Origin of the sequence: Collinsella intestinalis (assembly GCF_902364775.2) — a bacterium.
Classification (GTDB): domain Bacteria; phylum Actinomycetota; class Coriobacteriia; order Coriobacteriales; family Coriobacteriaceae; genus Collinsella.
This window is the reverse complement of the sequence record NZ_CABJEU020000001.1, coordinates 588,104-610,113: the sequence shown is the minus strand read 5'-3', so window position 1 is coordinate 610,113 and position 22,010 is coordinate 588,104. Positions and strand designations below refer to the sequence as shown.

18 protein-coding genes are annotated in these 22,010 nt (G+C 63.8%); 8 read left to right on the top strand and 10 right to left on the bottom strand.

The features are described from left to right. Nucleotides 1-31: 31 nt before the first annotated feature. The 5 genes from FY258_RS02580 to FY258_RS02560 form a co-directional block, all read right to left on the bottom strand. Nucleotides 32-1,174 (bottom strand): SIS domain-containing protein, encoded by a 1,143-nt coding sequence (locus tag FY258_RS02580; protein ID WP_182279385.1) that lies wholly within the window; start codon nt 1,172-1,174, stop codon nt 32-34. 147 nt (nt 1,175-1,321) lie between these two features. Further along, nucleotides 1,322-2,056 carry a GntR family transcriptional regulator gene (locus FY258_RS02575; RefSeq protein ID WP_310592049.1) on the bottom strand — a complete coding sequence of 245 codons (735 nt, stop codon included), beginning with the start codon at nt 2,054-2,056 and terminating at the stop codon, nt 1,322-1,324. 142 nt (nt 2,057-2,198) lie between these two features. After that, on the bottom strand, nt 2,199-3,041 hold the full coding sequence (locus FY258_RS02570; RefSeq protein ID WP_118102858.1) for a PTS system mannose/fructose/sorbose family transporter subunit IID: 843 nt from the start codon (nt 3,039-3,041) through the stop codon (nt 2,199-2,201). Beyond that, nucleotides 3,025-3,801, bottom strand: coding sequence for a PTS mannose/fructose/sorbose/N-acetylgalactosamine transporter subunit IIC (locus FY258_RS02565; protein WP_118102856.1), 777 nt, complete (start codon nt 3,799-3,801; stop codon nt 3,025-3,027). Before FY258_RS02565 ends, FY258_RS02570 begins: the two co-directional genes overlap by 17 nt. 136 nt (nt 3,802-3,937) lie before the next feature. Next, nucleotides 3,938-4,972 (bottom strand): SIS domain-containing protein, encoded by a 1,035-nt coding sequence (locus FY258_RS02560; protein WP_006722934.1) that lies wholly within the window; start codon nt 4,970-4,972, stop codon nt 3,938-3,940. A 460-nt stretch (nt 4,973-5,432) separates the two neighbouring features. Between FY258_RS02560 and FY258_RS02555 the strand changes: the two genes are divergently transcribed. Genes FY258_RS02555 through FY258_RS02540 form a run of 4 tightly spaced genes read left to right on the top strand, consistent with a single transcriptional unit; the run spans nt 5,433 to nt 11,324 of the window. Then, the gene (locus tag FY258_RS02555) at nt 5,433-6,353 is read left to right on the top strand and encodes a hypothetical protein (RefSeq protein WP_118102854.1); all 921 of its coding nucleotides are present in this window, start codon (nt 5,433-5,435) and stop codon (nt 6,351-6,353) included. 58 nt (nt 6,354-6,411) lie between these two features. Continuing rightward, entirely contained in the window at nt 6,412-7,011 is a 600-nt protein-coding gene (locus tag FY258_RS02550) for a ClpP family protease (RefSeq protein WP_118102852.1), read from the top strand. Between the two features lie 2 nt (nt 7,012-7,013). Then, the gene (locus tag FY258_RS02545; protein ID WP_118102850.1) at nt 7,014-8,360 is read left to right on the top strand and encodes a VirD4-like conjugal transfer protein, CD1115 family; all 1,347 of its coding nucleotides are present in this window, start codon (nt 7,014-7,016) and stop codon (nt 8,358-8,360) included. A gap of 45 nt (nt 8,361-8,405) precedes the next feature. Next, a complete protein-coding gene (locus FY258_RS02540; RefSeq protein ID WP_182279384.1) occupies nt 8,406-11,324 on the top strand; it encodes a DEAD/DEAH box helicase in 2,919 nt (972 codons plus the stop codon). 74 nt (nt 11,325-11,398) lie between these two features. Here FY258_RS02540 and pgi read toward each other — a convergent pair whose 3' ends face one another. The 5 genes from pgi to FY258_RS02515 form a co-directional block, all read right to left on the bottom strand. Further along, a complete protein-coding gene (gene pgi, locus FY258_RS02535; RefSeq protein ID WP_118102846.1) occupies nt 11,399-13,090 on the bottom strand; it encodes a glucose-6-phosphate isomerase in 1,692 nt (563 codons plus the stop codon). 169 nt (nt 13,091-13,259) lie between these two features. Beyond that, nucleotides 13,260-14,117, bottom strand: a complete 858-nt coding sequence (locus FY258_RS02530; protein ID WP_182279383.1) for a DegV family protein — start codon at nt 14,115-14,117, stop codon at nt 13,260-13,262. A gap of 95 nt (nt 14,118-14,212) precedes the next feature. Continuing rightward, nucleotides 14,213-15,076, bottom strand: a complete 864-nt coding sequence (locus FY258_RS02525; protein ID WP_182279382.1) for a DegV family protein — start codon at nt 15,074-15,076, stop codon at nt 14,213-14,215. Between the two features lie 121 nt (nt 15,077-15,197). After that, nucleotides 15,198-15,884: a hypothetical protein gene (locus tag FY258_RS02520; protein ID WP_259324410.1), complete on the bottom strand. Its 687-nt coding sequence runs from the start codon at nt 15,882-15,884 to the stop codon at nt 15,198-15,200. Nucleotides 15,885-16,198: 314 nt separating this feature from the next. Beyond that, nucleotides 16,199-18,064, bottom strand: a complete 1,866-nt coding sequence (locus tag FY258_RS02515) for a DEAD/DEAH box helicase (RefSeq protein ID WP_259324409.1) — start codon at nt 18,062-18,064, stop codon at nt 16,199-16,201. Between the two features lie 424 nt (nt 18,065-18,488). Here FY258_RS02515 and FY258_RS02510 point away from each other — a divergent pair, with 424 nt between their 5' ends. From FY258_RS02510 to FY258_RS02495, 4 genes are all read left to right on the top strand, one after another. Further along, nucleotides 18,489-20,867, top strand: a complete 2,379-nt coding sequence (locus FY258_RS02510) for a heavy metal translocating P-type ATPase (RefSeq protein ID WP_259324408.1) — start codon at nt 18,489-18,491, stop codon at nt 20,865-20,867. Beyond that, nucleotides 20,864-21,085 (top strand): heavy-metal-associated domain-containing protein, encoded by a 222-nt coding sequence (locus FY258_RS02505; RefSeq protein ID WP_118102840.1) that lies wholly within the window; start codon nt 20,864-20,866, stop codon nt 21,083-21,085. Before FY258_RS02510 ends, FY258_RS02505 begins: the two co-directional genes overlap by 4 nt. 6 nt (nt 21,086-21,091) lie before the next feature. Continuing rightward, on the top strand, nt 21,092-21,364 hold the full coding sequence (locus tag FY258_RS02500) for a metal-sensing transcriptional repressor (protein ID WP_118102838.1): 273 nt from the start codon (nt 21,092-21,094) through the stop codon (nt 21,362-21,364). A gap of 94 nt (nt 21,365-21,458) precedes the next feature. After that, nucleotides 21,459-21,944 carry a hypothetical protein gene (locus FY258_RS02495; RefSeq protein ID WP_118102836.1) on the top strand — a complete coding sequence of 162 codons (486 nt, stop codon included), beginning with the start codon at nt 21,459-21,461 and terminating at the stop codon, nt 21,942-21,944. The last annotated feature ends 66 nt before the right edge of the window (nt 21,945-22,010 follow it).

Genomic DNA, 22,010 nt, shown 5'->3' with positions numbered 1-22,010 from the left:
AATTTAGGGACTGTCCCTCAATTGAGGTCCGCTACTCGGCAAAGCCGGCCCGGGCGAGCTTTTCCTTGCAGATCTCCTCATAGTCCTCCGTCTTGCAGCTCACGACCTTCTCGAAGCGGTCGAACAGTGGATGGCAGGGCTCGCAGCCCAGCTCGCGCATGGCGCGGCCGGCGAACACCTGGACGGCGGGCAGCAGGACGAACGGGGCCACCTCGGGCTCCACATCCCGCTCGAGGCATATCGCGTTCGCATCGCCATCCTCGATGCCGTAGCAGGCCAAAAGATAAGCGTGGTCCGTCACCGCGCGGGTCGCTCGGTAAATCTCATGTGTACGGCCGGGCGCGAGGCACGGATCGAGGAAGAACGCCGTCGAGCGCGGGGTCAGCTGCATATTGGGACCGTGGATGTACTCCTCGGGCTCCAACGCGATGGCGGGAGCCTTGAGCGTCTCCTGCCATTTGAGCGCGCCCTCCAACGCGATGCCGTAGGCGGCGCCCGCACCGCACATGAACGCATGTCCGGGGGCCAAAAACACCTCACGATCCGCGTCCATGAGGGCATGCGCCCGCCGCTGCATCTCGCGGTGCATGTCGGGAACCTCGGAAAGGCGCCCCATCCACGCCGACCGCCCATCACCGTCGATCGCCCCCAGGGCCTCGGCTGTCGCGAGGCTGAACAGCGCGATGAACTCCATGAGCGTGAGCACGCCCATGGTCACGAACCCGACCGTTTCGTTTCCCACGCCGTATTCGAAGATCGCGTCGACCTCGTCGCGCAGGTCGGCCTCGACGTTGCCCGTGAGGGCCACCGTCTCATGCCCCCGCGAGCGCGCGGCGCACACCGCCTCGATGATGTTCGTGCTGCAACCGCTCTGCGAGACAAAGACCTCGAACGCATCGGACGCCGTGACATCCAGGCGCTCGAGTTCATCGAGATAGCGCGACGGGGTGAAGACGTCCACCCGAACGCCCAGGACGCGCTCGGCGAAGGGGCGTGCGGCCACACAGGAGTTGTACGAGGATCCAGACGCGACGAAGCGCAGGTCGCGCAAACCACGGCGCGCATAGCGCTCGACCAGGCCGCCCACAAGGGCATCTACGCGGGTGAGGTTCTCCTCGAACACCCGAGGCGACATCTCGATATAGGTTTCCATAGTCGGCTTGGCGTTGCTCATGGGACGCAGCCCCCTTATATCTGGCACGCGTGGCGCGCATAAATGAACCCGCATGCTCGACTATACGGCCATGCGGGTTCTCTCAGCTGAATAATCCTTGAGTGGTATTAAATTATCCGTAGACGTATACTGAAGTCCGGCTGCGCATCACATGGAGAACGTGTAGCGTGAGCCGATGATAAGCTGCTTGCCCGCGTACAACGGATTCCCGTCCTGATCGCGATACAGGCCCTCCAGGCTGAAGAGCGGCTCCCCCACCGGGACGGAGAGCGCATGGGCGACCTGCTCGTCGGCGAGCTGGATACTGAGCATCTGGGCGCTGTCGCGATGGGGGCACTGACCAGTCGCATTGCGAATGAGATCAAAGATCGAGGCGTTCTCAAGTTCGGCGGTCTCGAGGAACTCGTGCCCCTCCCGTGCGAACAGGCAGTGGTCGACCATGATGGGAGTGCCGTCCGCCATGCAAACGCGGTCGATGGCAATCACCCGCGTCTCGTCACCGAAAAACTCGCGGGCCGCACTCGGGACGTCGATCACCTCACGGCGGAGCAACCTCGAACCGGGTTCCAGTCCGTTTTGGCGACACGAGGCGGAAAAGCCGTTGAGCGCGGTCCTGCGGTCGTCGTGGACCGTCGGCACCACCTGGGCCTCGCGGACGAAGGTCCCCTTTCCCTGTCGCTTGACGAGAAGTCCCTCCTCGACGAGAAGCTCGATGGCCTTGCGGATGGTGATGCGGCTCACGTCGTACAGACGACTCAACTCGGGTTCCGTGGGGATGCGGGCGCCGACATGGTAGACATCGTTCACGATCGCATCGCGCAGATCGTTCGCGACCTGCTGGTACAGCGGCGTCGCCGAATCCCCCGTCAACTTTCCAGCCATCTTCATCCCTCCCCTATCGGTGCATGCAGACCAAATCATCAGCATACGTCTTAATATCTTTAATCATCATAGCAAGCAAAGGCCCGGCCGATCATGCGATCAGCCGGGCCCCCACGTAATTCAACAGGTTTTTTTGCCGAAGCTATGCCAAAACACCCGTGAACGCGCCCAGGATGCCCACGATCATCGTGATGACGATGAGCAGCATGGGGTTCGCCTTCTTGGCGAGGGCGGCATAGTAGAGCACAAGCGCAATCAGAGCGAGCGTGCCGGGCATAATGCTGTCGAGCACGGACTGAATGGTCTGGACGCTTTCACCCGAACCGAACTCTATGGGAATCGACACCGACGTCATGGACACGGTCATGGCGCCGAGGACCATGATACCCACGATGCCCGCGGCATGGATGACCTTGTTCATGAGGCCGCTCTCCTGCGCTGCGGTGAGGAACGACACGCCGAGCTCATAGCCCTTCTGCGCGCCGATGATGCGCGTGAGGAACGCCGGGATGTTGTAGATCGCGAGGAAGGCGATCGGGCCGAGGGGGTTGCCCGCGAGCGACAGGCCGACACCGACGGCGGCGGCGATCACGCGCAGCGTGCCCAGGAACAGAGAATCGCCGATGCCGGACAGCGGACCCATGAGCGCGGCCTTCACCGAGCTAATGGTCTCGGGCTCCATCTCGCCCTTCGCGACGCGCTCCTCCATCGAGGCCACCACGCCGCCCACGAACGGGGCGAAATACATCGTGATGTTGAAGAACTCGAGATGACGGGTGAGCGCGGCGGCATAACCCTCGGGGTCGTCACGGTAGATCTTCTTGAGCAGCGGCGTGAGCATCATGCAGAACGGGATGCTCATCTGCTTGGGGTAGTTCCAGGAGTACTCCATGCCGAGCGCGCCCGGATTCACGGCCATGCGCGTAAGGTCGCTCTTGGTGATGGTGTCACCCTGCGTGGATTCGGGCTTAGAAGTCATCGTCATCGCCTCCAGCGATACCGGCGGTCGCGGCGGCGGGAGCGTCACCGAAGAGGTCGATCTTCTCGATGGCGATCACCACGGCCAGGATAGCGACGGCCAGGACGGACAGGTTCAGGTAAGCGGCGAGCGCGAAGCCCAGTACGAAGAACGGGACGAGCTTCTTGTTCACGATCATGCGCATGAGCATGGCGAAGCCCATGGCGGGAAGGATGCCAGCGGCGATGCCCATGCCGTCGAAGACGAAATCAGGAACCATATCGAGGACGGCGGTGACGGCATCCGAACCGAAATAGAAGGCCAGGAAGGTCAACGTGAAGGTCCAAATCGTCTTTCCGACCATGCCGATGAGCACGTACGTGAGCTTGATCTTTCCGTCGTCGCCGACCTCGGCGCCCTTATCTGCGATCTGCAGGAACATAGGGGTGATGGCGTAGAAGAAGTTCTTGATGCCCAGCGCGGCGAGTCCGATGGGCATCGCGAGGGCATAGGCGGTCTCGAGACCGGAGCCCGTGGTGATGGCGAACGCAGTCGCCAGGGTTCCCGCAGTAATGACATCCGGCGGGATGTAGGCACCGACCGAGATAGCGCCCATGAAGAGCAGCTCGAGATTGGCACCGATCACCAGGCCGGTCTGCAAATCGCCCAACACGAGGCCGACGAGTGGACCGAGGACGATCGGGCGCTGGATCATGCTCGTGCCGAGCGCCGTGTCGAGCGTACCGAACGCCGCGACGAGGCCGACGAGCAAAGCTTGCACGACCATTGTCGTCTCCCTTCTCATTTGAAATGCCGCCGCCTTCGCCACCAGCGAGAGGGCGACGGCTCATGGATGGACGTCGGTCGTGGGGCGAGGTCGGCGCCTCCACGACCGGCATCCCGTTTGACAAGACGGAACGCGCTTAGTACGCGAACTGACGGTAGTAGCGACGATAGGCCAGGTTGTGCTTCGTGATGCGCTCGTAGTGCTTGGAGAGGCGCTCGTGCAGCGTCGCGGCGGCGATCATCGGGGAGACCAGCGGGCGGAACTCGTCGTCCAGGCCGGAGACGGCGTACTCAGCGGTGTCGATGACCGCGAGCTTGTCGGTGTACTGCTTGCAGAACACCTCGGCGCGGTTGTCGAGCTCGCGGCACTCATCCTCACCCTTGGTGATGATCACGGGCACGCCGGGCTCGACGAGCTCGAGAGTGCCGTGGAAGAACTCGGCGGACGTGACGGCACGGGTGCGGATCCACTGCATCTCCTCGAGAACGCACATGGAGAACAGAACGTTCTCGCCCCACAGGGCACCGGACGCGATGAAGATCGTGTAGGGCTCCTCGGCGAACTGCTTCGCGATCTGCTCGGCCTTAGGCTCGAACTTGATGCGAATGTCGACGAGATCCTGGAAGAGATTCTTGGTCTGGGCCATGTAGTCGTCATAGCGGTCGAAATCGCCGCGAAGATTCAACAGACGCAGGGCGAAGGCCTGGAACAGCAGGTAGGTGAAGTCGCAGCGGCCGGTGGCGACGGGAGCGGAGATGACCGTGGTCGCGAGCTTGCCGAGCGGTGTGTCCTCGCGAGTGAAGGCGACGACGCGGATGCCCTGGGCGGTAATGTTCTCGACCGCCTTGACGATCTCCTTGGTGTCGCCGGAAGCGGAGGCGGTGACCACGACGGAGTCCTTCTTGAGGCGGTTGTCGCCCATCACGTTGAGCTCGGCGGCGTTGACCAGGTGAACCTCGACCTCGGAGTACTTCTTCATGAAGTAGCGGACCATGTCGAGCTCGTCATAGGTGCCGCCGATGCCCAGCAGGAAGATGTTCTCATACCCCTGCTCGTGAATCTCGTCGGCGACCGCCTTGGCCTGGGCGCAGGCCGCCACGGTGGCGTCGCCGTCCTTCAGGTACTGGTCGATATCGAAGTTAAGAAGCTGGACCTTCTCGAGTTCCGCCATGGTGTTACCCCTCTCGTAAGCAGAACGTTACATGACGTTATGCACTATAACGTCATGTAACGTTCTGCTCTCAAAGAAGAGCGTAGCTTACCTGTGAACGGTCGAAATACATCGGTAGACGTTATATAAGGTCATATATACGCTGGCCAGTCGCCTCATGTTCCATCTGAAAAAGTGCCTTGCGCTTCCGGCGGGGAGCAAGTACAGTGGGCTTGCACCCGAAGTGGCACCGCCACTGTTTTAGCGTAAGAGATGTTTGAGCCTGACAGTCACGAGTAGCACGAGAGCAGTTTGAGCGTATGAGTCGTTTCACTAACACCATCACAATCAAATTGGGAGATCTGCTATAGGCCATCGGCATTGCCATGTCGATTTCGCCTACCTGTCGCTCGCCGCACGACGGCCCACTGCCGTGCGCAACATTGACCTGGCGCCCGCCCGGCGCTGGAAAGGAAGCAGCATGTTCAGCCCGACCGATCACGAGTTCCACGAGTGGACGCTCGCAGATTTCCTGCAAGAGAATGGCGAACTGTCCCTCGATGGGCGCCTCGCCGCCATCGTCGACCATCGATGCAGCCCCACCCTCGCCAAGCGCGCCGTCCTTGATTTCTGTCGTCTCGAAATCGGTTTTTTCCTCCAAAACGACCCGCTCGCCGCAGAGGTGATGCGGCGCGTCGCGACTATCGACAACGGCCGGACCCCCAGCTCCCCTGGCACGGAGGGAGTGCGCGGACCCGGCATCGCGTCGGTCTGCTGGAGGCTCGAGCGGGCCTGGCGGCTGATAGAGACGGATGAAGACGACTGTGCGGAGCTCCACCGTGCGCTCAGGCAAACGACCGAGCAGTTGTACGCCCCGATCGAGCAAATCGGGGAGTCCGCACGTCGAAGTGCGGCGGGACAATTCCCCTTCTCGTGGATCCCCCGCTACTCGACGAACGCCTGCGCATTCAAGCACTTCGACTCCGCACGGCTCAATGCCAGCAGCCTGCGCTATTCGGGTCCGAGAGCAGCCGTGGACGCGCTCTTCCGATTCGCCACACTCGACGCCGACGATTTCTACACCGTTTGCGCAGCGCTACTCATGGAAAACGGCGGAAAGGCGGCGGCGATGCAAGACGCCTATGCGGCCGCCTACAACAGGCGATGCGGCGACGCCTTCCTGTTCATCTACGAATGCCTTCCCGAGCTTGTGGACACGGCATCGTATGACCGCGGGGCCCGAAACCCCGCACATCGCGCCCAGGCCATTCGGAGCCTCTTCATCAGGCCCCTCGCAGCGCTCTTCGAATGCGGGGCGCTCGACATCGAGGAAGCGCCACGACGGGCGCCGAGCGTCCTAGAACAGCGGCTGCGCGACAAGCCGAGGACCACGTCCAGCTAGATGGCGGTCTCGAGCACCGCCACACGAACCGATTACCCTCCTATCGAAAGGAAAACCCATGACCGTCTTCGACACCGCCCCCTCCATCCTCCGCGAGACGAGCCGCGGAATCGAGCGCACGAGTATCTACGATGAGCTACTGCGCGAACGCACCCTCGTCATCTCCGGCGAGATCGAGCCCCTAATGGCGAGCGCCCTGTGCCAACACGTGCTGTTCCTCGAACGAGAGGACCCCTCCTCCCCCATCACCCTCTTCGTCAGCAGCCCCGGCGGGCAGGTGGGTCCGGGACTCGCCATCTACGACGTGCTGCGATCGGTGTCCTGCCCCATCCGCACGGTCTGCAGCGACCTCGCTGCATCCATGGGCTCGATCATCTTCATGGCAGGAGACGAGCGCGAGATGTACCCGCACGCATCCCTCATGATCCACGACCCCCTCATTCCACAGGGCGCCGGTGGCTCCGCGCTCGCCCTTCAGGAGACGAGCAAGCGTCTCATGGAACGGCGCAAGACGCTCAACACCATCCTCGCCGAGCGCTCGGGGCTCACGCTCAAGCGCATTCAATCCCTCACCTGCAAGGACACCTACCTGGAAGCCGAGCGCGCACTCGACCTCGGCTTTGCCACCCGCATCATCGAATCCCGAAAGGAGCTCTAACCATGAGCCGAACCGCACTTCCCACCTCCAATCCGACCATCCTCGCCTCGGGTCGCACCCTCGACACCGACACCTGGACCACCCGCATCAACAACAACATGCTCGTCATCGGCCCCTCCGGCGCCGGCAAGACGCGCCACGTGCTCAAGCCCAACCTGATGCAGATGAACGCGAGCTTCATCGTGCTCGACACCAAGGGGCAGCTTTGTCGCGAAATGGGCCCCTTGCTGCGCTCCCATGGCTATGTCGTGCAGAACATCAACTTCTCGAACATGGATGCCGCCTGCCCTCGCTGTGCCTCGCCCGTCGGCTACGACCCACTCGCCTTCATCCGCCGGGACGCCGCGAGCGGCAGGCCCTCACAGCAGGACATCCTCTCGGTCGCAACGGCGATCTGCCCCGCGGAGGACCTCGCCCAGCCCTTCTGGGACCGAGCGGCGGCCAACCTGCTGTCTTGCCTCGTCGCCTACGCCGTCGAACAGCTGCCCGCCGCCGAGCAGACCTTCGAATCGGTTGTTCGGTTGGTGGATTCCCTGGGAGACGGCGGCACCTTCGCCCTGCTCGACGAGGTGATCGCCTGCGACCCGACAAGCTTCTGCGCCTCGGCGTACCTGCGCTACCGCGCCACGATGGGCGCGGAAAAGATGAATGCCAGTATCATCGGCATCATCGCGGAGAAGGTCATGTGCCTCAGCTTCGATACCGCTCGCGCCCTGTACACGCATAGCCCCCAGGTCGATTTCGCCCGCATGGGCCACGAGCCCACAGCGCTCTTCGTGACCCTCAGCGACATGGACCGTTCGCTCGACCCACTCACCAACCTCTTCCTGACCCAAGCGCTCATCTCGCTCGGCAGGGAAGCCGATGCCATGCCCAGCGGCTCGCTGCCCGTCCCCGTCCGCATGTTCCTCGATGACTTTGGCAACTTCCACATCCCCAACTTCGAGCAGGCGATCTCGGTGGTACGCAGCAAGAACATCTGGTGCACTATGTTGTGCCAGACCACGAGCCAGCTCGCAGCCCGATATGGCGAGGAGGGCGCCAACACGATCATCGGCAACTGCGACACGCAGCTCGTCCTGGCATTCCAGGACACCGCCAGCGCGCGATACTTCTCCGATCGTGCAAACAAGCCGGTCAGCGCGTTGCTCGCCACCCCACTCGACCGTTCCTGGCTGTTTTTGCGCGGCAAGCCCGGTGAGCTCGTCCGCCGCTACGAGGTGGCCGACCATCCCCTGCACGACATGGCCGTCACGCTGGAGCACGGAGCGAACGCATTGGAAATCGACGCCGCGCCGTTCGACTACACGCCGAGTTCGTCCCTGCAAGACACTACAATTGAGTTCTGATCGACCCGAGCCTGCCACGGCACCCAAATTCACATGGGGGCGACCATGTCCGATTTCTCGAACAACCTCTCATACCTCCGCGTCGCCGCGCACGCGTCGAGCTTCCCCAACGGCGAGGGAGGAAAGACCCCTCCATGGGAGATCGATTGGTTTTATCGCGATCCGGCAGCCGACGGATCGCCCGGGCTCACATCCGCGGAAAACCTGAACACCGTCTGCCGCGCGTATCTGGGGGACCGAGCGGCGCAAGACGGGCTGACCTTCGGCGAGGCGACCGACGCCGAGATCGACGCGGCGCTCATCGAGGGCCCCTATGGGATGAACGATCGCCAAAGACTCGCCGTCCGTCGCGCACTCGAATCCGACATCTCGCTCGTCCAGGGCCCTCCTGGAACCGGCAAAACCGAGACCATCCTCAACATGGTTTCCTGCATGATCGCACGCGGCGCGACCGTCGCCGTCGTGTCCACCAACGGCGAGGCCATTGCAAACATCTCCAAGAAAGTCGCCGGATATGCGGCGGCGGATGAGGGCCGGGAGCCCAACCGCCGTCGCATCTTCAACTCCTACGCCGCCTTGGGCAAGCTCGAGAATCGCCGGTCCTGGAACGAGGAACGTCCACAGGGACCGCAGTTCGACGTCAGGGACGATTCGGAGGCTCGCCGTAACGAGCACCACGACACCGGGGGCTGGGAACCCGCCCTCACCGCTTCCGAATTCCTTCGCGAACGCCCATTCATCACAAGCACCATCCACTCCCTCAAGAAATGCTTCAACGACGGCGACGTGTTCCGCTATGACTATCTGATCATGGACGAAGCGTCCCAGTGTGCGCCCGCACTTGCCCTGCTCGCGATGAGCAGTGCCCGGCGCGTGGTGCTCGTCGGCGATGTCGAGCAGCTCCCACCCGTCTACCACGCAAACGCCGCAGAAGCCGCCGCACGCGGCGCCGAGGAAGCCGGCATTCCCGTTCCGGGCCGCAAATCGCCCTATGCCCTGCAGGATGTGACGACCGGCGACGGAATGAGCATCCTGGCGTCCGCGCAGGCCGTCTTCGAGCCGATCGGCGCACCGCATACCTTTCTCAACGAGCATTTCAGGTGCCATCCCGGCATCATCGGCTTTTGCAGTGAGGAGATTTACGCGCCCCGTGGGGAGGGTCTCGTCGTGCGCACCCCGGCCTATGACAGGTCCGTGCAAACACCCATCCGCATCCGCTGGTTCGAGGGCGATTATTGGGAGCCGCATCGACACGACCGCCGAAACGCAAAAGAAGCTTCGGAACGGAAGGCCAAGCGCGGCGTCCCGCAATCGAGCAAGGAGAACCGCAAGCAGATAGAGATCTTCATGCACGAAGAGTGGCCGGGTCTGCGCGCCCGACTCGAGACGGACCCGAGCTTCTCCGTGCGCATCGTGTCCCCGTTCCGCGGCCAGCTCGAAGCTCTCTACGACCGCCTCGTCGACACGGAGGGAGCGGCCGCAATCGAGCGCCTCTTCCACGCCGACGAGGCCGAGGCCGTTGATTCATGGGAAAAGACCGGCCTGACGATCCACAAGACGCAGGGACAGGAATACAACGCCGTGTATCTTCTCCCCGTAGAGGACGGGGACTGGGATTGGCCCTGGTCGCAGGGGCGGTCGATCATCAACGTGGCGGTCTCACGAGCCAAAGACGAACTCGTGGTCATCTGCTCGACCGACCTCATGTCCAAAGAAACGCAGCTTGCACTCACCGGTACGTATATCCCGCCATCGCCCGGTGGCGCAGCGCAGACCCTCTCCACGCGCGATCGAGTCGAACGTGAACAACGAGAGCGTTTTTTGCAGAAACTCATCGACTACGCCCGCCGACGCATGGACCCCGCATCGGATGCGTTCACGGGCGAGCGGGGGTTCCCCATCAGCAACTATGCCTACGGCTTCCATCGGTCGTCCCTCGTCTCGGCGTTCGACGAGATTCCGGCCATTCGGACATACGTCGGCAATGAAGACTCGGCCGCCGAGCTTGCCCTATGCAACGCCCTGGAGAGCGTCGATCTCGCCGGCCGCGGCCTCGCCGTCGCGCGCGGCGTCGCGCTCTCAAGCTGCTTCTCCCCTCGTGCGCTCTCCCGCCGCCTGACTGACGACGAAGAGTTCCACGCCACCGACAAGAAGGCTTTCATCCAACATGGCGATACTAGACGTGAGGAACGATTCGACTTCGTGATCTACAACAAACAAACCATGCGCATCGTCCTGTGCATCGAGATCGATGACGGCCGGTACCGCCACACAAGCCCCGAAATCCCGAATGACGGCGAAAGGGCGCTCGCCCAGCGTCGGCGCCGCCTCCGCTGCAAGAACTCGATCGTGCGCGATATGGGCGGTCAAGTGATCGAAGGCAATGCGAGGACCGCGTTGGCCGGAAGCGGCTCAGGCATGTTCTCATTCGCGATGCTGCGCCTGGCAACCAACGGCACCACGGCGGCAGAAACCGAACTCATCGCCACCGCCATCGGCCACGACCAGCCACATGTCAGGCCCTTCACAACCATTGACGAACTGATCGACCTCCAAATGGCCCATGGCACGGAGAGCGGACCGACGCTTGCCCCTTCCTTCGACACCGGCTCGCACGCCCTACCCGAGCGAGGTAGCATCGCCGCGCTCGTACGCGAGGGCGCATCGGCACTCGTCAAAGCAAGTCCGCAAAGCGAGGCGCGTTATCTGCAGAAGGTCCTCGACGACTGGACGGGCGCGGGCGTCTTCCCCAAGATGCGTTCCCATCAAGCGAACAAGCTGCTTCAAGAGGGCGGCCTAATCGAACGACGGGCAGATGGCTGGCACGTCACCCCGCACGGAGCAAAACTCGGCATCATCGAGCGCGTCGTCGAATATGACGGCGTCGAGAGCGCCCGTTGCCTGTACCCCGTCACCTGCGAAAAAGCGGTTCGGAATATCTTGTTGCGGGCGCTCGGAGATTAAGCTGCTCTTTGCAAAACAAACGAGGCCCCGGCGCACCCGGGGCCTCATTGCAAAACGGATTCGGAGCCGATTGCCTACCTGCGCGTCGCGCGATAGAACTCAATCAGAGCCTTGGTGGAGGCGTCCTGCTGGCCCAGCGCCTCGTCGTCATGGAACGCCGGGGTGATTTGCTTGGCGAGCTGCTTGCCGAGCTCGACGCCCCACTGATCGTAGGAGTCGATGCCCCAAACGGTGCCCTGGACGAACGTGATGTGCTCGTACACGGCGATGAGCTCACCGAGGGCGAACGGGGTCAGCGTGTCGCCGAAAATGGAGGTCGTGGGACGGTTGCCCTCGAACACGCGGGCGGGGACGATCTGCTCGGGCGTACCCTCGGCGCGGACCTCATCGGCCGTCTTGCCAAATGCAAGGGCCTTGGTCTGAGCGAGGAAGTTGCCCAGGAACAGCTCGTGCACATCCTGGCCCTCATCGACGAAGGGGTTGGAGGTGTTGGCAAAGGCGATGAAATCGGCGGGAACCACGACGCTGCCCTGGTGCATCAGCTGGTAGAACGCGTGCTGGCCGTTGGTGCCGGGCTCGCCCCAGAAGACCTCGCCGGTGTGGCACGTGACGGGCGTGCCGTCCCAGCGGACGTGCTTGCCGTTGGACTCCATGGTGAGCTGCTGCAGGTAGGCCGGGAAACGGTGCAGGTACTGCGTGTAGGGCAGCACGGCATGCGTGTCAGCGCCGAAGAAATTGACGTACCAGACGTTCATGAGGCCCATGAGCGCGACGACGTTCTCCTCGAGCGGCGTGCTCTCGAAGTACTCATCGATAGCGCGGAAGCCCGCCAGGAACTGCTGGAAGCGCTCGGGCCCAAGGGCGATGATGAGCGACAGACCGACGGCGGAGTCGACGGAGTAGCGGCCACCGACCCAGTTCCAGAAGCCGAAAGCGTTCTCAGGGTCGATGCCGAAATCGGCGACGAGGTCCAGGGCGGTGGAAACGGCCACGAAATGACGGCGAATAGCCTCGGCATCCTGCTCGGCGCTGCCGTCGACGGCCCCACAAGCGCGGAGCTGCTCGAGCATCCAAGCCTTGACCTCACGGGCGTTGGTGAGCGTCTCGAGCGTGGTGAACGTCTTGGAGACGATGATGACGAGCGTGGTCTCGGCATCGAGGCCACGCACCTTCTCGGCCATGTCGTTCGGATCGATGTTGGAGATGTAACGGCAATCGATACCGGCATCGAGATAGGGCTTCATGGCCTCGTAGACCATAACGGGACCGAGGTCGGAACCGCCGATGCCAATGGAGACCACGTGCTCGATCTTCTTACCGCTGACGCCCTTCCACTCACCGGAGCGAACGCGATCGGCAAAGGCGTACATACGATCGAGGACCTCGTGAACATCGGCAACGACATCCTGGCCGTCGACGATGAGCTCGCCCTTCTGGCTGGCGGGACGGCGGAGGGCGGTGTGCAAGACGGCACGGTCCTCCGTGGTGTTGATATGCTCGCCGGAGAACATGGCATCGCGACGCTCCTCGACGCCGCAAGCGCGACCCAAGTCCACGAGCAGCTTGAGCGTCTCATCGGTGACGAGGTTCTTGGACAGGTCGAAGTACAGGTCACCGGCACGATAGCTGAGCTTCTCAACGCGATCGGGATCGGCGGCAAACCAATCCTTCAGGCTGATGCCCTTCTCCACGAGCTCGTCGTGGTGCTTCTGAAGAGCCGCCCACGCAGGGGTCTTGGTTGCATCGATGGGAGCGGAAATCGCCATGTGCGTCCTCCTTAAATGACTGCATGCACGAACATCTCCATTCTACCGCTAGCAGGCGCGGGCGGCTCCGCCACCCTCCTCAAAAGAATGGTAAAACGGCCCTCGCTCTCGGCCCGGATCATCCCAACCGAAAGCGAGGACCGCGAAAGCGACGTCATCTGAAAGGGCGCTATGCCTTCTTGAAGTACGCCACCGCAATGGCGCCGGGGCCGACGTGCGTACCGATTGTCGCACCGACCATGACCGAGGGAATGTCCTGCTCGGCAATGCCGCTCTCCCACACGGAGCGGCTGTCCTCGAGGTACTTGCGCAGGAGCTTATCGGAAAGACCGGTGTAGCCGACCATGACGGGCATATCGAAATCAATGCCGCCCGCGCTCTCGAGCTGTTGGCGCAGCAAGTTGCGGCCGTTCTTGGAGCCACGGGCCTTGCCCAGGATCGCGACCTCGCCGTCGGCGACGGTGATGACCGGCTTGATGGAGAGCATCTCCCCCAGAGTGCCAGCAGCGGCGGAAATGCGGCCACCGCGCTTCAGGTACTCGAGGGTGTCGAGCAGGGCGACCAAACAGACGCGGTCAGCGGCGGCCTCGACAGCAGCGGCGACCTCGGCTGCCGAGCGGCCCTCTTCGGCCAAACGGAGCGCGTAATCGACCAGGATGTGCTGACCGACGGTCACGCTCTTGGTGTCAACGACATGCACCTCCGTGGACCCATCGGCCTGTGAGGCGGCTGTGACGGCGCTCTGATGCGTACCGGACAGCTTGCTCGAAAGCGCCAGAATCACCACATCGTCGCCCGCCTCCTGGGCGCGGGAGATCGCCTGCGAAAATGCATAGGGATTGACCTGGCCAGTCGTCGGGAACTCATCGCCTTCGACGAGCAGCTCGTAAAAACGCTCGCGCGTGAGGTCTACGTCGGCGCTGTAGGTTGTCTCGCCAAAAGCAATGGAGAGCGGCAGGACGTCGAGATTCGGATGTTCGCCCGGCAGGCAATCAGAACCGGAATCGGTGATAATGCGGACAGCCATCATATCCCCTTTCAGGGTACTTAATGAACAGTTTCCGCGAAAGTGTACCGCTATCTCGCGGCATCACCAGACATTCATATTGTCGAGGACGGTACCTAGGCGCGGGAGAAGAAGGCGACCGCAATGCCACCGGGGCCCACGTGGACGCCGATTGCAGCTCCGACCTGGGAGATCGGAAGATCCTCTTCGGCGATGCCGCCCTCCCACACATCGCGGTACTCCTCGAGGTACTTGCGGAGCGTCTTGTCCGAAAGGCCCGAATAGCCCAACGCTCCGGGCATGTCGAAGTCGATACCGCCGACCTTCTCGATCTCCTGATGCAGCAAGGTGCGGCCCCTCTTCGAACCGCGTGCCTTGCCCAGCACGATGACCTCTCCATCCGTCACGGTGATCACGGGCTTGATGGACAGCAGCTCGCCCACCGTACCTGCGGCGGCGGAGATGCGCCCGCCGCGCTTCAGATACTCGAGGGTGTCCACCAAACCAAAGATGTGCACACGGGGCACCGACGCCTCCAGGGCATCGGCGATCTCATTGGCCCCAAGTCCCTCGTCAACCAGCTGCAGCGCGTACTGCACGACGATCCGCTCGCCGAGCGTCATGTTCAAGCTGTCGACAACACGAACGGTCTCGAGCCCCGCCTCACGGGCGGCGGCAGCCGCCATGCACGCATTTTGGTACGTACCGGACAGGCGGCTGGACATGGTAATGATCACCACGTCCTCGCCCGCCTCGCGGGCGCGCTCGAGGGCTTCTTGGAACAGGAACGGCGTCGCCTGGCCGGTGTTGGGAAACTCTTCGCGCTCGGCGAGCATTTCGTAAAACTGGTCGTACGTGATGTCCACGCCCTCACGGTACACATCGTCGCCAAACGCGACCGTCAGCGGCAGGACCTCGAGGGCGGGATGGTCGGACGACTTGTACTCAGAACCGGAATCCGTGATGATGCGAACGGGCATGAACTAACTCCAAACGAGCAGGTGGCACAGATAATCCGCAGAACCGTACCATCCGACGAACACCCTCACACACACCCCATGAAAACCGCTCGAGGGTTTCACATAACAGGCATTTCGCGCCTTATCTCGCATCCCCTTCCACCGATACCATGGAAAGCGTGGGGGCGTATCGTCCATCGACACCGAGGACGTCTCGCACCAAGCGCAGGAACAAACCTGCGTCGCACATGTCCTCCGCACGCAGGTCATCCGGATGCAGGGCTCCCGGCCCATCTACGCGAGTCGCATCAGGGTCGGCCCGATCGTACAGGTGAACTTGTCCGATCACTTGCCACAGGCCGTCCACGCACGCGATGCGCTCCGCAATGGTCCCATTTCTCCAGCGCGCATTCTTGCACAACGCGCCATCGCACACCTCATAGCGACGGTCAGTTCCCACATCGAGCAGCATCGCCCGACTGGTCTCCGGGTCCTTATCGAGTATGGCGAAGCGCGCAAAGAGCTGCGTCTCATCGATCTGCCTCAGGTGGTCAACCGTGGATTCGGAAGTGCCCTCAGGCGGCGTTTCGACATACAGCTGCAGGGGCGTCTTGCCTTCACGCAATGGACGCTCGAACAGAACCCATTCGGTGAAGCACATATTGACCATCTGGAGTCGCCGAAAATCCTGTTCGGGACCGTATAGGCACGCAGGCATGACAATCCGCTCGAATTCGTCGGCGGCCGCATCCCTCCACCCCTCCCTTCGCTCGCCCCAATACTCCGCCATCTGGGCGACTTCCCTCTCGATCTCAGCCGGGTCCGCCATGGGCGCTCCTTTCGCCTCGTCCGTTCGCATCACCATCAGGCTACGAGCGTGACCGCATGGAGAAGGCCCCGAGACGAACATGGCGGCAGTGTCCCTGAAGGATGTCGCAAACATATCCGAATGGGTTCCCGAACGAGACCCGATGCATCTGAAATACGCAGCTCAAAAGATTGGCCGTTCAGCCCCAATATGCGAAAAGCACCCCTCCCACCATGAAGAGCCCATCATGGTGGGAGGGGTGCCTATACCAATTATCGTCGTCTCAACGGACGGACTCGCAAGAATCCGAGCGCCGTCGGCGGCTACCGCTTACGCTACCTGCGCCCGCCACGGTCCCCCGGACGGCGGCCGGAGCGCGGGGCACCGGAGCACTGCTCGTAGGAGCTGCCACGACCCCCTCGTGCGGAATTCCCGGGCTGACCGCCTCGACCACCACGGCCGCCGCGGCCTCGGCGGTCGGAGGGCTCATCGTAATTGCACCAGGCATCACGACCGGAGCGAACACCGCGATTGCGAGCGGAGTCGCCGCGGTCGGAACGCGGACGGTCGGAGTGGTCCTCTCGACCGGAGCGGCGGCGATCGTCGCGGCGTGAGCGCTCGGGGCGGGAACGGTCGTCCTCGCGCTTGCGGCCGTTGGCCAGGCCGCCGGAACTGCCGCCCTTCTTCGTCGACTTGGAAACGGGGCGGTCCTGCGCCTTGACGCGCTCACCGCGAATCTCGGACGCAGTCAGGAGCTCAACGGGCTCGGAAGCCTCATCGGCATGGACACGGGTCTTGCCCGGGCGCTTGCGACGCGAGGGCTTGGGAGCGTCCTCCTTGGCTCCCTGGGGAGCCTTCGGGGCCACATCGGTGCGCTTGGAGCCGCTGGAACGCTCGGCCTTCGCGCGGGCAGTGGCCTTGCGGCGGCGCTTCTTCTCCTTCTTGCCGGCGGGTGCCTTCGCGGGGACGCGGTCAGGATCGACCTCGGGCGCATGAGGGCCGAGCTCAAGGCCATCGGCATCGAAGATCTCGGCGGTCTTGCCCATGAGGGCCTCGATGTCGTAGAACCCGTCCACATCATCAACGGTCACGAACGTCAGCGACCAGCCCTCCTCACCGGCACGGCCCGTGCGACCGATGCGGTGGATATAGTCGACCGGATCCTCGGGAACGTCGAAGTTCACCACGTAGCGGACATCGGAGATGTCGATGCCGCGGGCGAGCACGTCCGTGGCGACCAGCACGTCGCACTCACCGGAGCGGAAGGCCTTGAGGGCGCGCTCGCGCTGGGCCTGACTGCGGTCGCCGTGGATGGCGGCGCAGGTGATGCCGGCACGGGCGAGGCGGCGGCTGCAGGCGTCGGCGCGGTGCTTGGTGCGGCAGAACACGATCACGCGGTTGGACCCCTCGCGCTTGAGAACATCCGCGAGCAGCGCGTTCTTGGATTCGAGGGACACCGGGAGCACGTACTGCTCAACCGTGTCGGCCGTGGAGGTGACGGGCGCGATCTCGACGCGGGCGGGATCGGTCACCAGGTCGGTGATGGAGCCCACCTGCTTTTCGTCGAGCGTCGCCGAGAACAGCAGCGTCTGGCGGTCTTCGCGCGTGTAGCCCACGATGCGGCGGACGTCGGGCAAAAAGCCCATGTCAAGCATGCGGTCCGCCTCGTCGAGTACGAGGATCTGCACCTGGTCGAGACTGCAGGCGCCCTGGTTGATGAGGTCCTGCAGGCGGCCGGGCGTGGCGATGAGGATATCGCATCCGCGCTTGAGCTTGTCGCGCTGCGGGTTGTAGCTCACGCCGCCCACCACGGTCACGCTCTTGTGCCCGGTGCGGAGGCAAATCGCATGGCAGACCTCCTCGATCTGCTGCGCGAGCTCGCGCGTGGGGGTGACCACGAGCATGAGCGGACCCTGCGCGGCAACGCGGCCGCGAGCGCGGGAGCGGGGCACGTGAGGCAGGTTGTTCATGGTGGGAAGCAGGAAGGCGGCCGTCTTGCCCGTGCCCGTCTGAGCGGCGGCGAGAACATCCTCCCCATCGAGGGCATGCGGAATCGAGGCGGCCTGAACCGGCGTCGGGGCGGTGTAGCCCATGTCGGCGACGGCGGAGAGAACCTCCTCGGAAAGGCCGAGGTCGGCGAAAGACGGGGCGGGAGCCCCGGAAGAAGTCGTATCGAATTCGGTGACGTTGGTGGAAGTCAAAATGGTCCATTTCCGCGCGGCAAGCGGCAGCAGCGGCACCCGACATGGGTGCGCTCGCCAAACCGTCCGCGCTGTGGGGTCGATATGCACAAGTGGTGCGCGGGCCGGTCCGCGCGGTGGAGCGTGTTCGCCAACGGCATTGACGCGAACACGTGGAGCAGATTCCACCGCTGGAAAGTATACGGGCTGCAGATGTGCAATTTGGGGACGGGTGCAAATTACACATCAGCCCAACAGGCTTATAGCTCGCATTGGCATTCCGCCGCTGCAAAACCGCCTGGCAAAATGACAACGGCCGCTTGCCGTATGCGCGATTTGGCCGCATGTGCAATTTGCACCCGTCCCCAAATACACATTCCAGGCATGGATACCCCTGGGGGGTGGGGTATACTGAGACTCGATAATGCTACGAAAGGAGCTGCACATGGCTCACCAGACATTCGACGTACGCGGCATGACCTGTGCGGCGTGCCAGGCACATGTCGACCGCGCCGTGGGCAACCTCAAGGGCGTCTCGAACGTCGCCGTGAACCTGCTCGCCGGCTCCATGGCCGTCGACTACGACGAGGACGCCGTCGACGCCGATGCGATTTGCGCCGCCGTCGACCGCGCGGGCTACGCCGCCTCCCCCGTCGAGGTGGGCAGCAACGCAGGCACCGGTGCCTCCGCGGCCGCCCCGCGCCTGGAGTCCCCCACCAAAAAACTCGAGGCCCAGGCACGCGCCATGCGTGGGCGCCTCATCGTATCCATCGCCTTCCTCATCCCGCTGTTCTACCTCGGCATGGGCCACATGCTCGGCTGGCCGCTTCCCGCGTTTTTCGGAGCGCCCGAGAACATCATGAACGTGGCGCTCACCGAGCTGCTCCTGCTCGCACCGATCGTCTACGTCAACGACTCGTACTTCATCAGCGGGTTCAAATCGCTCATCCACGGAGCGCCCACCATGGACGCCCTCATCGCCATCGGCTCGGCAGCCAGCATCGGCTGGTCGATCGTCGGCATCTACCGCATCGCGGCAGCCCTCACCGCGGGCGACCCGCATGCCGCGCACATGGTCGGCATGGACAACCTCTACCTCGAGAGCGCGGGCACCATCCTGGCGCTCGTCACCGTGGGCAAGTACATGGAGACGCGCAGCAAGTCCAAGACGGGCGGCGCCATCGAGCGCCTCATCGATCTCGCCCCCAAGACTGCGACGGTCGTCGGCGAGGACGGCGCGCAAACCACCGTCAACGCCGATGACATCCAGCTCGGCCAGACCATCCTGGTGCGTCCGGGCGAGGCGATCCCCGTCGACGGCGTGGTGCTGGAGGGCTCCTCCGCCGTGGACGAGAGCGCCCTCACCGGCGAGTCCATGCCAATTGAGAAGCGCATCGGCGATACCGTGAGCGCCGCCACCGTCAACCGCACCGGCTCCTTCACCTTCCGCGCCACGCGCGTGGGCGCCGACACCGACCTCGCACGCATCATCCGCCTGGTCGAGGACGCCAACGCCACCAAGGCCCCCATCGCACGCCTGGCCGACAAGGTCGCCGGCGTGTTCGTGCCCGCCGTGCTCGCCATCGCCGCCGTCACCTTCGTCGTGTGGCTCATCGCCACGGGCGGCAACGTGAACGAAGCCCTCACCTCGGCCGTCGCCGTCGTGGTCATCAGCTGCCCGTGCGCCCTGGGCCTCGCCACGCCCGTCGCGATCATGGTGGGAACCGGGCGCGGCGCCGAGATGGGCATCTTGTTCAAGAGCGCCGAGGTACTCGAGACGCTGCACGGCGTGCGCGCCGTGGTCCTCGACAAGACGGGGACCATCACCGCGGGCAAACCGACCGTGACAGACGTCATGCCCGCCCGCCGCGCGGACGGCTCGCCCGCCATGAGCGAAAAGGCACTCATGAAGCTCGCCGCCGCCCTCGAGCGCGGTAGCGAGCACCCGCTCGCGGAGGCCATCATGGCGCGGGCCGAGGAGCTGGGAATCGTGGCCCGCACCGTCCAGGACTTCGCAGCCATCCCGGGTCGAGGCGTGACGGCACGCGAGGGCACCAACGCGATCGCCGCCGGCAACGCCGCCCTCATGGACGAGCTGGGCGTTGCCGTCGATCGCGCCGCCCTGGACGAACTCGCCCGCGCGGGCAAAACGCCGCTTCTCTTCGCCAAGAACGGCGAGCTCGTGGGCATCATCGCAGTCGCCGACGACGTCAAGGCAACGAGCGCGGCGGCCATAGCCGCCCTCGGCAAGCTCGGCATCCGCACCATCATGCTCACGGGCGACAACGAGACCACCGCGCGCGCCATCGCCGCGAAAGTCGGCGTGAGCGAGGTCATCGCCGGCGTCATGCCCGCCGATAAGGAGCGCGTGGTGCGCGAGCTGCAGGGCGACGGCGGCACGGTCGCCATGGTGGGAGACGGCATCAACGACTCCCCCGCCCTGGCACGCGCCGACGTGGGACTGACGATCGGCGCGGGCGCCGACGTGGCCAAAGAGGGCGCCGACGTGATCCTCATGAAGAGCGACCTCATGGACGTCCCGCGTGCGATCGAGCTCTCCCGCGCTGTCATCCGCAACATCAAGCAGGACCTGTTCTGGGCGCTGTTCTACAACGCGCTGGGCATCCCGCTCGCCGCCGGCGTGTTCTACCCGCTGCTCGGCTGGCAGCTCTCGCCTGTGTTCGGCGCCGCGGCCATGAGCCTGTCGAGCCTGTGCGTGGTGGGCAACGCCCTGCGCCTGAGGACCTTCCAGCCCAGGCACATCGATCAATCGTCTCAATCGGTGCCTGCCCCAATTGAGACGAAGAGAGAGGAACAACCATGAACTACATCATCAAGACCGAGGGCCTCATGTGCGGCCACTGCGACGCCACCGTCGAAACGGCGCTGCTCAACGTCGTGGGCGTGACCGACGCCGACGCCGACCACGAGGCGCAGACCGTGACCGTCGAGTGCTCCGATGACGTCACGCCCGAACAGCTCGCCGAGGCCGTGAACGGCGCGGGCGAGAAATTCCGTGCACTGTCCGTGCAGGAGGCGTAAGCGCCCATGATGGCCGACCGCGATAAAACCATGCGCCTGCTCAAGACCGCCCGCGGACAGATCGAGGGCATCATGAAGATGGTCGATGAGGACCGCTACTGCATCGACATCTCAACGCAGCTCATGGCAACGCAATCCCTCATCGGACGCATCAACGCCGACGTCCTCAAGGCCCACATCGGAGGCTGCGTGCAACAGGCGGTCACCCAGGGAACGCAGGCCGAGCGTGACGCCAAGCTCGCAGAAATCGAAGCCATCGTGGAGAAGCTGGCAAAATAGGGGTATCGTGGTAGCGCGGCGCCCGGATACGGGTACCGTGAGACCATGACATGGACGGCGTTCGCGCAGCGGGCGCAGACAGGGAAAGGCACCCATGAACGATTTCATGAAAGACCGCTACGGAGTCGACGAGCTCACCTGCGTGCTCGGCGGCGCAGGCATGCTGCTCGCCCTCATCGGCACCATCGCAAACCTCGACCCGTTGACGTGGATCGCGCTCGCGATCGTGCTGCTCGCGCTCGCACGCGCGTTCTCCAAGAACATCACCGTCCGCTGCAACGAGAACAACGCGTTCCGCTCCTTCTCCGAGCGCGTCCCCGTACTGGGCAACCTTGTTGCACGCCTCGGTTCCATCACCCCTGCCGGTCGCAACGCCTCCGGCGGCTCCACTGCCTCCGCCGCTCCCAACATCGAGTACGAGCGCGCGAAGCGCACCGCCCAGAAGATGTGGAAGGAGCGCAAGACCTCGCGTTTCCTCAAGTGCCCCAACTGCGGGCAGATCTTGTCCGTGCCCAAGGGCAAGGGCAAGCTCCGCGTGACCTGCCCGCGCTGCCGGGCCAAGATGGAGACGAAGTCCTAACCTCGCAAGCCGCAACGGCACTTCGCCATCGTCATTCCCATGGACGCGCAACGGCCCGCGACCCCA